Source organism: Rhizobium mesosinicum, from assembly GCF_019511345.1.
Taxonomy (GTDB): Bacteria; Pseudomonadota; Alphaproteobacteria; order Rhizobiales; family Rhizobiaceae; genus Rhizobium; species Rhizobium mesosinicum.
Genome location: NZ_JAEUAK010000003.1, coordinates 507,930 through 520,379 on the forward strand (window position 1 = coordinate 507,930; position 12,450 = coordinate 520,379).

12 protein-coding genes are annotated in these 12,450 nt (G+C 60.0%); 10 read left to right on the plus strand and 2 right to left on the minus strand.

The genetic code is table 11. The annotated features are described in order from the left end of the window. Positions 1-12 precede the first annotated feature (12 nt). The 9 genes from JNB85_RS09970 (at position 13) to JNB85_RS10010 (ending at position 10,100) form a co-directional block, all read left to right on the plus strand. Positions 13-1,218, plus strand: coding sequence for an NAD(P)/FAD-dependent oxidoreductase (locus JNB85_RS09970; protein ID WP_220334162.1), 1,206 nt, complete (start codon positions 13-15; stop codon positions 1,216-1,218). Then, a complete protein-coding gene (locus JNB85_RS09975; protein WP_220334163.1) occupies positions 1,218-2,045 on the plus strand; it encodes a sugar phosphate isomerase/epimerase in 828 nt (275 codons plus the stop codon). Before JNB85_RS09970 ends, JNB85_RS09975 begins: the two co-directional genes overlap by 1 nt. A gap of 865 nt (positions 2,046-2,910) precedes the next feature. After that, entirely contained in the window at positions 2,911-4,257 is a 1,347-nt protein-coding gene (locus JNB85_RS09980; RefSeq protein WP_220334164.1) for an extracellular solute-binding protein, read from the plus strand. 64 nt (positions 4,258-4,321) lie between these two features. Next, positions 4,322-5,623, plus strand: a complete 1,302-nt coding sequence (locus JNB85_RS09985) for an ABC transporter permease subunit (protein WP_220334165.1) — start codon at positions 4,322-4,324, stop codon at positions 5,621-5,623. A gap of 2 nt (positions 5,624-5,625) precedes the next feature. Continuing rightward, positions 5,626-6,468, plus strand: coding sequence for a carbohydrate ABC transporter permease (locus tag JNB85_RS09990; protein WP_220334166.1), 843 nt, complete (start codon positions 5,626-5,628; stop codon positions 6,466-6,468). Further along, positions 6,468-7,517, plus strand: coding sequence for an ABC transporter ATP-binding protein (locus tag JNB85_RS09995; RefSeq protein WP_220334167.1), 1,050 nt, complete (start codon positions 6,468-6,470; stop codon positions 7,515-7,517). The genes JNB85_RS09990 and JNB85_RS09995 overlap by 1 nt, the downstream gene beginning before the upstream one ends. A 3-nt stretch (positions 7,518-7,520) precedes the next feature. Beyond that, on the plus strand, positions 7,521-8,294 hold the full coding sequence (locus JNB85_RS10000; RefSeq protein ID WP_220334168.1) for a glycerophosphodiester phosphodiesterase: 774 nt from the start codon (positions 7,521-7,523) through the stop codon (positions 8,292-8,294). Continuing rightward, the gene (locus JNB85_RS10005) at positions 8,278-9,285 is read left to right on the plus strand and encodes a LacI family DNA-binding transcriptional regulator (protein ID WP_220334169.1); all 1,008 of its coding nucleotides are present in this window, start codon (positions 8,278-8,280) and stop codon (positions 9,283-9,285) included. Before JNB85_RS10000 ends, JNB85_RS10005 begins: the two co-directional genes overlap by 17 nt. Beyond that, positions 9,285-10,100 (plus strand): inositol monophosphatase family protein, encoded by an 816-nt coding sequence (locus JNB85_RS10010; protein WP_220334170.1) that lies wholly within the window; start codon positions 9,285-9,287, stop codon positions 10,098-10,100. The genes JNB85_RS10005 and JNB85_RS10010 overlap by 1 nt, the downstream gene beginning before the upstream one ends. On the opposite strand, the gene JNB85_RS10015 is transcribed toward JNB85_RS10010, so the two are convergent. Continuing rightward, positions 10,101-10,955, minus strand: coding sequence for a glycerophosphodiester phosphodiesterase (locus tag JNB85_RS10015; protein ID WP_220334171.1), 855 nt, complete (start codon positions 10,953-10,955; stop codon positions 10,101-10,103). A 236-nt stretch (positions 10,956-11,191) separates the two neighbouring features. Here JNB85_RS10015 and JNB85_RS10020 point away from each other — a divergent pair, with 236 nt between their 5' ends. After that, complete coding sequence (locus JNB85_RS10020; RefSeq protein WP_220334172.1) at positions 11,192-11,350, plus strand: hypothetical protein; 159 nt, start codon at positions 11,192-11,194, stop codon at positions 11,348-11,350. A gap of 2 nt (positions 11,351-11,352) precedes the next feature. Here the strand turns inward: JNB85_RS10020 and JNB85_RS10025 are convergent, their stop codons facing one another. Then, complete coding sequence (locus tag JNB85_RS10025) at positions 11,353-12,444, minus strand: pyridoxal-phosphate-dependent aminotransferase family protein (RefSeq protein ID WP_220334173.1); 1,092 nt, start codon at positions 12,442-12,444, stop codon at positions 11,353-11,355. Positions 12,445-12,450 lie beyond the last annotated feature (6 nt).

Consider the following 12,450-nt stretch of genomic DNA (forward strand, 5'->3'; position numbering starts at 1 on the left):
ATGGAGAACCTCTTGAGCGACATTGTCATCATTGGTGCAGGGGAATGCGGAACACGCGCTGCTTTTGCTTTGAGAGAGGCGGGATATTCCGGGTCAGTAACCCTCGTGGGCGCCGAGCCCCACCTGCCTTATGAACGGCCGCCACTGTCAAAGCCGATGAATGGTGCCGTGCAAATGAAGGTGATTTGTGCGGAAGGTGTACTGGGGGCTGCCGGCATCGATTACGTCAAGGGGGTGTCTGCATCCAAGCTGGACGTTGGTGCTCGTACTGTCCTTTTGAGTGACGGTCGGCTCCTTGCCTTTGATAAGCTGCTGCTCGCCACTGGTGCGCGCCCAAGACGGCTTGGCTGCCCCGGGGCCGAGCGTGCGCTTGATTTCCGCACGCATGCCGATGCAGAGGCGATATTTGCCAATGCCGGGCCAGGTCGGAGCGTTGCCATTATCGGCGGCGGCCTGATTGGCATGGAACTCGCAGCGGTTCTTCGCGGAAAGGGCGTCGCAGTCAGCGTGATTGAGGCCGCGCCTAAACCGTTGGGTCGTGCCGTTCCGCCGCGCTTTGCTGCCAAACTGCATGCCAGGCACGTCGCCGAAGGCGTCGATTTTCATATCGGTCGAGGCGTCATCACCATCAACGAGGACGGCGTTCTTCTGACGGATGGCGGCATGGTTCAAGCGCAACTCGTCGTCAGCGCCATTGGTGTCATGGCGGAAACCAGATTGGCGCAAGAAGCTGGGCTGGTAGCGGGCAACGGCATTCTGACGGATATTTATCTGCGCACCAGCGCAGCGGATATCTTCGCGGCAGGGGACTGCGCGGCAGTAAGCCAGCCTGGTGGCGGTCATATCCGGTTCGAAAGCTGGCGGAATGCCAGAGCTCAAGCGGAGACTGCGGCGCGCAATATGATCGGCTCACCGGAGGCTTTCGCCTCAATCCCCTGGTTCTGGTCGGATCAGTATGATCTCGGCCTCCAGGTGGCGGGACTGCCGCAGCCGGAGCATCAAAGCGTGGTCCGGCAGTATGGCGATGGCGAGCTCGAATTCTATCTGGACGGAGGACGTCTCGTTGCCGCAGCTGCTCTCGGTATCGGCAATGCGCTCGCCAAGGATATCAAGCTCGCCGAGATGCTGATCGCTGCAGGCGTTCGGCCTGATCCCGCCGCGCTCGCCGATGCCAACCTCAATCTCAAGATGCTTCTGAAAAACGTGCGGGCGGCCTGATGCAGAAGCTGATGATCTTCCAATCGCTCTGGGCTATGGAGCGTCGGCATCCTGACGGGTACGAGCGCAGCCTCGATGAGAACATCGCGATGATCCTGGACGCCGGCTTCGAGGGCATCAGTGCCCACTATACGAACCGCACCGATGTCGTCAGGTTAAATGACGCGATCCGGGGCACCGGATTGAAGATAGAAGGCGTCTGTTTTCCTCGCAACGTCCAGGATCTACGCTTGCCGCTCGAGCTTGCCGCGGAATTCCCGGTCAGTCATATCAACGTGCAGCCCGATGTCCGACTGCGCCGCGTCGAGGATTGCCTACCGATCCTGGATGGCTGGATGCAGCTTGCCGAGGATGCCGGCGTTTCCGTCTTCATCGAAACCCACCGCAACCGGATGACGACGGATCTGTTGTTTACCCTCGACCTGCTGGAGAAGAGGCCGGATTTGCCGCTGCTCGCCGACCTCTCGCATTTTACGGTCGCCCGCGAGTTTGCGTTTCCGATCGATGCCGAAACCGATGTCATGATCCATCGCATCCTGCGCAACGCGCAGGCCTTCCATGGCAGGGTCGCATCGTGTGAACAGGTGCAGATCGAAATTTCATTTCCTCACCATCGGCCCTGGGTCGACCTCTTCCTTCAATGGTGGGACTACGGCATGCGCGAATGGCGCAGTCGTGCGGCTTCGAATGCCGAGCTGGTCTTCACCTGCGAATTGGGGCCGAAGCCCTATGCCATCACCGGGCGAGACGGCAACGATACCACCGATCGGTGGGCGGAGGCGCTAGTGCTTCGCCAGATGCTTCGTGACCTCTGGGCCGGGATATGATTGCCATATCGCACTGGCCGAAAGCCGGCGGGGATGATCTCATCTTGACACCATTCCCTGCCGGATATTCCCCTGGCAATTTCAGCGAGGAGTCCGATCTATTCATCGGACAAAGCGAGGTCGCGGCGCAACCAGGCTGGGAAGGTGTCGACGCTGTTCGTCCTATGACGACATCTCCACCTGGCAACGATCGTTGCGACGAGAATCTCTCTGAGACTGAATCGCGAGCAAAGCTCGCGCATGGATGCCGACAGGCTTTCGCCGGCGCGTTGATTGATCATGATCATCAGCGGTCAGAATTCTGAGCCGCCCTTCTTTCAAGCTGAAAGTGCACAGCGACATGGCGCGGACGTCATCGCGTCCAGACGCTGCGTGCGAAACGAATGCCATCTTTGGATGGGGAAGCTTGAAGGATCTCGGATGTGATCGAGGGTTTGGAGCTTCGAAGGCCTATGCCAAAGAGGCGTTGGACGAAGAAATATCTGTCATTGCACGCCTCCATTGTTGAACGGCTCCGTCGCAATTACTAGCCGATTGCGAAAATAGAGGCAAGTGCGCGATTTCGAACTCTTCGAAGAGCCGACGGCGTGGTCGTGGCGGCCATGCTGCGGCTCGCGACATTGCCTCAGCACCCTTCGATGCAGATTTTCACCGGCAATCGGCCTCACCTTTTGATGGGCAATTGACCGCGCCGAGAACATCGTCATAATAATTTTGCACACGTGCTCAATTTTGTCATTCGGCCGTTACGTTCGCCCCCTAGAGCGGGATACGCCACGTTCTCGTGGGGTTATCGGAACGGCCGTCAACACCAGTGATGACCCGTCAAGAGGCCTCACACTGCTCTTCTGGGGAGATGAAGAAAATGACTCTTTTGCCGACACTGAAATCCCTCACCGTCGCAGCCGCCATCCTGGCTTCGACTTCCGCTCTCGCGCTTGCCAAGGACGTTCACATCAGCGTCTGGGCCGGCGGTACCGGCCCGAACGACGTCTATCGCCTCGACGCCATCGAGATCGCAGCCCAGCAGCTGCAGCGGGAAGCTGCGCTGAAGGGTGAAGACCTGAAAATCACCGTCGAGAAGAAGCCCTATTCCGCCTGGGAGGATTTCAAGCAGGCGCTGACCCTTGCCGCAGAAGCCAAGACCGCTCCGAACATCGTCGTCAGCGGCCATGAAGACATCGCGCCCTGGTCGCAGGCCGGTCTCATCGTCCCGATCGAGGACTATGTCGATCTCGACTCCTGGCCGCTCAGCGACATTTATGAAAACCTGATGCAGATCGCCTCCTATAACGGCGCCGTCTACGGCATTCCGCAGGATGCCGAATCCCGGCCGATGTTCTTCTGGAAGCCCTACATGAAGGCGATCGGTTACAGCGACGCAGATCTCGATGCCTTGCCTCAGAGTGTCCAGGACGGCAAGTACACGATGAAGAACCTGCTCGAAGACGCCAAGAAGATGCAGGAGAAGGGCCTCGTTCAGGCCGGTTACGGTTTTTATCCGCGTGCCAGCAACGGTCCTGATTACTGGCAGTTTTACACCAGCTTCGGCGGCGCGATGGAAGAGGGCGGTAAGCTCGTCTTCGACAAGGCGGCGATGACCCGCACCTATCAGTTCTTCGCCGATGCCGTTAAGGCAGGCGTCACCAAGAAGAACCATATCGGCATGCCAGGCGATCAATGGTGGAAGGAAGTCGCCACCGGCAAGGCCGGCATCTGGGATGGCGGCACCTGGCACTATGCCCGCCTCGTCAACCAGGAAGGCCTCAAGGACTTCTTCGGTAACGTGATCTTCACGCTGATTCCGGCCGGCGAAGGCGGCAAGGCCAACACGCTGACGCATCCGCTTGTCTACCTCCTGACTGCAGGTCATGACCAGGAAGACACCGAGATCGCCGCTCAATTGATCAAGATCGCTTCCGAGCCACGTACCAACGCCCTGCATGCGGTAAAATCAGCCCATCTCGGCATCTCCAAGTCGGAATCCGCCGTGGATTTCTATGCGGCCGACCGATGGACCCGCGAAGCCACCGAGCGCCTGCTGCCGCATGCCAATGCGATGCCGAATAATTCGGATTTCGGCAAATATTGGAACATCATGTGGAAGAACCTGGAAGCATCCTGGACCGGCGCCAAGACCGTAGACGCCGCGGTCAGCGATGCGGAGAGCGAGCTGAAGAGCACGCTCGGCGACAAGATCGTCATCCGCTAAGACCGAAGCACTCTTTCGGGCGGCGGCCACCGCCGCCCGGCCAGTTCGCGATGAAGAGGCTTCCATGAAATCGTCCAGAGCGCTCGGACTGGTGATGATCGCGCCTGCCGCGATCATGATCATCCTGTTCTTCCTGATGCCGGTGGTTCTAACGGCGGTCTTCTCCATGACCAACATGACAACCGCGACCGGCATTTCCGGCGGCGTCTACCAGATCGCACCCAACTCTCTGATCGCGCTGAAAGCGGCCATGCCCGAGATCGCCGCCGAAATGGCCGAACCGCGCTATACGATCGACGAGGCGGGCCTCGCGGCCGTCGAGAGTCTCGGGCTTGCGCCTGGGATTGCCGCCGAATTGCGCACGAAACATATGGGCGAGGTCTTTCCGGTACGCCGCGACGTCGAACGGATGATCAAGGATCTCGCCGACCGGCCTTCGACACGCGACGTCAAGCAGATTTCCGAACAGTTCAATCGTTCCGTTCTCAACACCCGCTTCGACAGCAAGGAGCAGCTCTTTTTAGCGCTGCACGATCTCGGTTTCAAACTGACGCCGGAGCAGAAAGAAACGGTCGCCAAGACCACCTATACCGGCTGGGTGTGGACATCAGACAATTTCTCGCGCATGACCGCTTCGCCCGACATGGCGCGGGTGCTTTTCAACACTGCGCTCTATGTCGCGCTGGTGCTGATACTCTTCAATGTCGGTTATGCGCTGCTGCTGGCCATTTGGACGCATTATATGCCGCCGACGCTGGCTTCGATCTTTCGCGGCATTTGGCTTCTGCCGCGGATTACCCCTGTCGTCATCTACGTGATGCTGTGGAAATGGCTTGCCTGGGATACGGGCTTCATTTCAATCCTGATGGGCAAGTTCGGCTATCCGCCGAAGAACTATCTGCTCGACAGCGCTTACAATGCCTGGTTCTTCGTCGTGCTGATCAACGGCTTCATCGGCGCCTCGATGGGCATGCTGGTCTTTTCCTCGGCGATGAAGGCCATTCCGAAGAGCCAGTTCTATGCGAGCGAGGTGGACGGCGCCTCGCGCTGGCAGCAGATCCGCTACATCATCCTGCCGCAGATGCGTTGGCCGATCCTCTTCGTCACCTGCTACCAGACCCTGTCGCTGCTTGCCTCCTTCAATGAAATCCTGCTCGCCACCAATGGCGGACCGGGCAACGCGACCGAAGTCTGGGCGCTCTCCGCCTATCACACGGCGCTCAGGAACTATGCCGGCAATCTCGAATACGGGCTGGGTGCCGCCATGGCGCTGGTCCTCGTCGTCATCGGCGTGACGCTGTCGCTTCTTTATCTGCGCGTCTTCAACTACGGCACGCTTGTCGCCAAGCCCCTGATCGAGGATTGACCATGGCCGAACGCTCGCAGCCCTCGGCAAATTACCGCAGCTGGCCTGTTCTAGCGGCACTGACCATCGTCAGCCTGCCGCTGCTCCTGATGTATGTCTATCTTTTCATCGACACCGTGACGGTGAAGCAGTCGGATGCCTTGCTGCCCTCCGGCTTGACGCTCGCCCACTGGCGCTTCCTGTGGCAGACGACGCCGGGCAAGGCGAACATCTGGCAGGTGACGCTGAACACGCTGCTGTTTTCGGCCTGTACCACCAGCCTGGTGCTCATCGTCTCGTCGATGGCGGGCTATGTGCTCTCGCGGCTCAATGTACCTGCGCGCGGCTTCTTCCTTGCCGGCGTCATGGTGCTGCATGCTTTTCCGTCGGTTACACTGATCATCGCCATCTTCATCGTGCTGCAGATGATCGGTCTCTACAATTCATTGATCGGCGTGATCCTGGTGAAGGCGGCGATCGACCTTCCGCTTGGCATCTGGCTGATGAAGGGTTTCTACGACACCGTGCCCTGGGAAATCGAAATGGCCGGCGTCGTCGACGGTGCCTCGCGGTTCCGGGTCTGGCGCAGCCTCGTGCTGCCGCAGGTCAAACCCGGCATCATGGCACTCGGCCTGTTCTCCTTCCTTGCCGGCTGGGGCGAGTTCATCCTGCCGCAGGTGCTGGCGCCGGGCAATCAGGTGCAGGTGCTGTCGGTCTATCTCGCCGGCTTCCTTGCCGACGACAACAACTACGATTTCAACATGTTCAAGGCGGTTGGCCTCTTCTACCTCATTCCGGTGCTGATCGCTTACGCGCTCTTCAACAAATATCTCATGAATATCTATGGCGGCGGGAGCAAAGGCTGATGCGTATCCTCCTCGACAATTTTTCGAAGAGCTTCGGCTCCACCAAGGTCATCGAGGACATGACGCTCGAAGTCGGCAGCGGCGAGATGCTGGCACTGCTCGGCCCCTCGGGCTGCGGCAAGTCGACGACGCTCTTTTCTGTCTGTGGCATCCATAGACCAAGCAGCGGGCGCATCCTCTTTGGCGACCGCGACGTGACGGACCTGCCGAGCCAGGCCCGCAACGTCGGCGTCGTATTCCAGTCCTACGCGCTCTATCCGCACATGACGGTTGCCGAAAACATCGGTTTTCCTCTCAAGGTGAAGGGTGTCAACGCCACAGAAATCCGCAAGCAGGTCGAGCGCATTTCCGGGCTTGTTCACATCAGCAACCTCATGGAACGCCGGCCAGCCGAGCTTTCGGGCGGTCAGCAGCAGCGTGTGGCACTTGCCCGCGCTCTCATCCGCAAGCCGGATGTGCTGCTGCTCGACGAACCTCTCGCCAATCTCGATGCCAAGCTGCGGCTTGAAATGCGTTCTGAAATCCGCCGCATCCAGCGCGAGACCGGTATCACCGCCATCCTCGTCACCCATGATCAGGTGGAAGCGATGAGCATGTGCGACCGCATTGCCATCATGAAGGAAGGCGAGATCGTGCAGATCGCGACGCCAGCCGAAATGTACAACGACCCGCGGACGTCCTTTGTCGCCGGCTTCCTCGGCAATCCGCCGATTACCTTCCTGCGCGGCGTCATGAAGGATTGCGCTTTCGCCATGCCGGAAAGCGAAATTCGCGTGCCGATATCGGTCCAGGCTGCGGAGGGTACAAAGCTGACGCTCGGCGTGCGCCCGGAGCATTTCCATCCGGCCGGCGATGTCCCCGTTGCCGGGAAGGTCACCTTCGCCGAAACGCAGGGCCGCGAAAACCTTTACGACGTGCAGCTTGCCGGCGGTTGGCTGCTGCGCTCCATCCAGCCGGTCCGCAACGACATCACAGTCGGCGACGAGGTGAAGTGGGCGATCGACAGCAAGGGTGTATTCGTCTTCGACGAAGAAGGCCGGAGGCTCTGAGGGATGCGTGATTTTTCCAGTTTTTTCGAACGTTACGGCTGGCCCCGCGACAAGGGATATCTCCCTTTCTGCATCGGCCATCGCGGCGCGAGTGGGCATGAGCGGGAAAATACGCTCGAAGCCTTCCAGCGTGCCGCCGAACTCGGTGCGGAGATGTGGGAACTCGACACGCAGCTTACCAAGGACGGCGTGGTCGTGGTCTCTCACGACGATCATCTTGAACGCGTCTTCGGCGTCGACAGGCGCATTTCCCAAATGACGGCCGCCGAACTTGCCGCCCTTGAAGGCGTCAATGTTCCGACTTTCGAGGCGGTCGCCGCGCTCGGACGGCGGACCAACACGGGCCTTTACGTCGAGCTCAAGGCATCGGGAACAGGACTTCTATGCTGGAAGCATCTGAGCGAAAAGAACCAGCGCTTTGCCTGCCTCGGCTCCTTCGATACCGCGCAAGTGCGCGAACTTCGCGATGCGGGCTGCGATTATCCGCTCTCGGTGCTCATCCGCGTTGGACATGATCCGCACGCGGCGGGTGACGAGGCTGGCGCCAATATCCTGCATCTCTGCTGGGAACGGGCCGGCGAACGGCCGCAGGATCTCGTAAACGAAGAGCTGATGCAGCGCACTTTCAGTAAAGGCCGCGAGATCGTGCTGTGGCATGAAGAGCGGCCGGCCATCCTTTCCGACATCATGAAACTTCCGGTGCTCGGCATCTGCACGGACTTGCCCGACCTGATGCGCCCGGCCGCAAGAGATAAAAGACATGGCAGACAAGGATAACAAGGGACCGAGGAAGGTTACGTCTTTCGACGTGGCGCGTGTGGCGGGTGTTTCGCGTGCGGCCGTCTCGCGCGCCTTCACGCCGGATGCGAGCGTTTCGCCGAAGACGCGCGAAAAGGTCTACCAGGCAGCCAAGGATCTGGGTTACCGGGTAAACTATCTCGCCCGCAGTCTCACCAACAAGCGCTCCGATCTCGTCGGCCTCGTCGCCGCCGGTCTGGATAATCCGTTTCGCACATTGCAGATAGAGCATCTGGCGCGTGTGCTGATTTCACGCAATTTCCGACCGATCCTATTGCCGACCTCGAAGGAAGCGGACACATCCGCCGTTATCGGTCAGCTTCTGCATTATGCCGTTTCCGGCGTCATCGTCACGTCGGATGCTCCACCGACGGAGATCTGTGAACAATGCGCGGCTGAAGGCGTGCCGATCGTGCTGATCAACAAGGGCGATGATATTCCTTTTGTCGATCGCATCATTTCCGACGATCGCATGGCCGGCCATCTCGCCGCCACACATCTGATCGAAAACGGCGTCAAGGCGCCGGCGGTCATTGCGGCGCCTGCCATTTCTTATACAGCAAGGCGCCGCAGCGAGGCCTTCATGGCGTCCTGTCGGCAGCTCGGCCTCGAGCCGCGCACGATAGAGGTGAAAATCAACGATTATCAGAGCGGCTATGACGCAGCCGCTGATCTTACCTCGCTCGGTATCGACGGGCTCTTCTGCGCTAACGACTATATGGCTTGCGGTGTGATCGACCGCATCATGAAGGGGCTCGGTCGCGAGGATCAGCCGCCGTTGCGCATCGTCGGCCATGATGACATCCCCCAAGCAAGCTGGGCGGCTTACGGCCTCACGACAATCCGCCAGCCTTGTGATGTCCAGGCCGAACAAACGGTCGATCTGCTGATGAGCCGGATCGCTGAGCCGGATATGACGGCTCGCGTCGAATTTACCCCTGTGACGCTGATAAAAAGAAGGACTACCTGATGAATTCCGCATTCGATGCTTCAGCCCTGACCGCACGGGCGGAGGTCGCAATCGACGTGGCCCGCCGGGTTGGACGCGAGGCTGCACGCTTCCGACGTGAAGGAAATTCGGCCGCACTGCATGTCGAAAACAAGGGGCTGCAGGATTTCGTCACCATCGCGGACAAGCAGGCGGAACAGGCAATTCACCAAGGCCTGCTGGCATGCTTTCCTGACGATACTTTCATGGGGGAGGAGACCGGCGGACACTCCGGCTCTGCCGGCACCTGGGTCGTCGATCCCATCGACGGCACGACCAATTACATCAGAGGCTTTCGTCACTGGGGCGTTTCCATCGCCTTCGTCCTTGGCGGCACGGTGGAGATCGGCGTGGTCTATGATGCGGCCAACGATCAGGTTTTTTCCGCGATCCGCGGCAAGGGCGCCTTCAAGGAAGGCCAGCCGATCCAGGCCGCTCCAACGATTGATCCCGCCAGTGCGATCGTCGTGCTCGGCCATTCGCGCAAAACGAGTTTTGACGACTATACGGCGCTTTCGAAGCGGCTCCATGAACGCGGCATGGATTATCGCCGCATGGGTGCAGCGGCAGTCGATCTGGTGCGTGTCGCGGAAGGCATTTCCGATCTATTCTACGAACGGCATCTCAATGCCTGGGATATGCTGGCCGGCGCGCTGATTGCCGCCGAGGCGGGTGCCAAGGTCGCCATCCCGCCTGTCGACATGTTGCTGAAGGATGGCGGCCCGGTTATCGCCCATTCGCCGGGCCTGGCAGAGGAATTTGCCTTTCTCATCGAATTCGAGGGATTGGCGGGCTGATCAGCCCGCCACTCGCGCCAGCCACGCTCGCTCTGTCGCAGGGGCCTCGTCTGTGGTGATCTGATCTGGCTTCAACGCCATCAGCGCTGAGAAATTCGTCCATTCGGCATCGCTGAAGCCGCTGTCCGGGTCGTTCAATGTGAAGGTCCAGGCATCGACCTGTTTACCCTCGCTATGGCATAGCGCGATCATGTCGAGCCCGGCCTTTGCAGCATCGAGCAGCATCTGCCAGTAGAGATAGACGGTTTCCGGTTCGGTCGGGCCACGCAGATCGGCAAGCAGTTCCTTTTCGACCGCTTTCCAGCCTTCGGCCCTGTAGATATTGCCGAGCTTGTCGGTTGGGTCGATTCCGCGGCGCAGATGCGGCAACTTCTCCTTGACCGCCAAGATCAGCTCCAGGCTGCTGGCGCTAACGATGACGGAGGCAGAAATCTGCTGCAGGCGTTCAGCCAGGTGGGCGATGCCCTTTTCACCGATCGCTTCGTAATCGTCCTTCATATCGAACTGTAGCAGCGCGTCCGGATGGGCCGATTGCAGCATGGCGGCCAGATCTTCGCTGTAGAGGAGGGGACGACCGCCGTCCTTCATGCGCAGGCCGCGCAGCTCCGCGAGGCTCTTTTTGGCAACCAGACCGTGCCCAGTCGTCTCGCCTTCCAGTTTCTCGTCATGCAGCACGACAAAACCGCCATCGGCGCGCACCCTCAGGTCGAGCTCCATCGACGCGCCGGTCTTGAAGCCTTCCGCCATCACCTCCGCCGAAAAGAGCGGATCGGCCATGCGTCGGCGCAGCCGGTGCCATTTGAGCAGGGTCGCATGACCCTCGAACACGATCTGAAGTCCGCATGCATCCGACATTCCGTCATCCTCGGCTTACTTGTCTTCGACCCTTCGTGCATCGGAAAAGCCCGATTCTCAAGAGGAGTTCGCAAACCCGGGCAAAGCCGAGATGAAGCCTTTTTCCCGGGCCGCTCTTATAGCGGCATCTTGATGCGATGAAGTCACCCCAAATTAGAATACAATTTTTATAGACTATATATCCCGGTGGCGCGATCCGTGCGAAAATCGCCACCCGGTTTTCCAGGAGGTGGCGTATGTTTGCGGCATTCAAAACGTTTCTTGTGAGGTTTTTCCGAGGCCGCGAGCAACCAACAATCGCCCGTGCGACGGCAGAGGATTCGGAAAGCCGCATGCGCAGTCTGCGGGAGGAGGAGCTCTTTTTCTGGCAGCCGACGCCGCTCTCCTGGTTTTGAAACTAGGCGTTATAAGCCTTGGCGACCGCCTCCGATGCTGCGCCGATATCCGCCGGCAAACCGGCCTGCCGCAAGGCCTCGCCATAGGCTACGACACCTGCGAGGACGATCTGGAACGTCGCTCGTGGTCCTGTATGGTTCAATCGAATGAGATGCGACAGGTTGGTGCCGACCCCGGCTGTCAATTCAACGCCCAGCCCCGCCGCAAAGCGGATGACGAATGCCGCTTCCATGCCTGCCGGTACTGAGACCGTGGTCACCAGGTTTGACGCCCGTTCGGCAGGAACCCAGAGGCTGGCTCCCAGCGCCGACAAACCGGCCCGGCTCGCGGAAGCGGCCTTCTCGTGGCGCGTGATGAGCCGTTCGATGCTCTCTGCCTCGACCCGATCGAGGGCCGCCTCGAGTGCGAAGAATTCCAGCGGCGCGGGCGTTCCGGGCAGGGCGCCGTGACCGTCATCCAGCCACGCCTTCAGGTCGGCGAGTGACAGGATGGAATCGCGCGGCGCATCGTCATGCAGGATCAGTTCCCAGGCGCGCGGGCTGACCGACAGAGCGGAGACGCCCGCAGGTCCTCCAAGCGCCTTCTGCGGGCCGATGACGGCTATATCGATGCCCGATCCATCGACATCGAGTCGATGACCGCCAACCGACGCAACGGCGTCGACCACCGTAGCAATGCCCCGAGCCCGTGCCAGGGATATAATCTCAAGCAGCGGATTGAGGATACCGCTGGTCGATTCGGCGTGAACAAGCGCCAGTACATGGATGCCGGGATTGGCATCCAACGCTTCGGAAACCGTCTCGGCGTCGATCGGCAGGCCGGGTAGAGCGGTGATGTCGATGACATCAGCGCCGCCACGCCGCAGCCATTGCCCGAACCAGCCGCCATAGGGGCTGGTAACGATGTTCAGTGCCGAGAGCCCGGGCCTGGCAAGGCTGGTCGCGACAGCTTCGAGCGCTACGACGGCTTCGGCTTGTACCAGCAGCACGTCGTTGTCCGTCTTCAGAGCGGCGCCGATGCGGTGGGCGAGAGTGGCATAACGTTTGGCCGGATAGACCGGCGTACCATAAAGCGGGTTCCAGACTTCGGTCATGGGCGG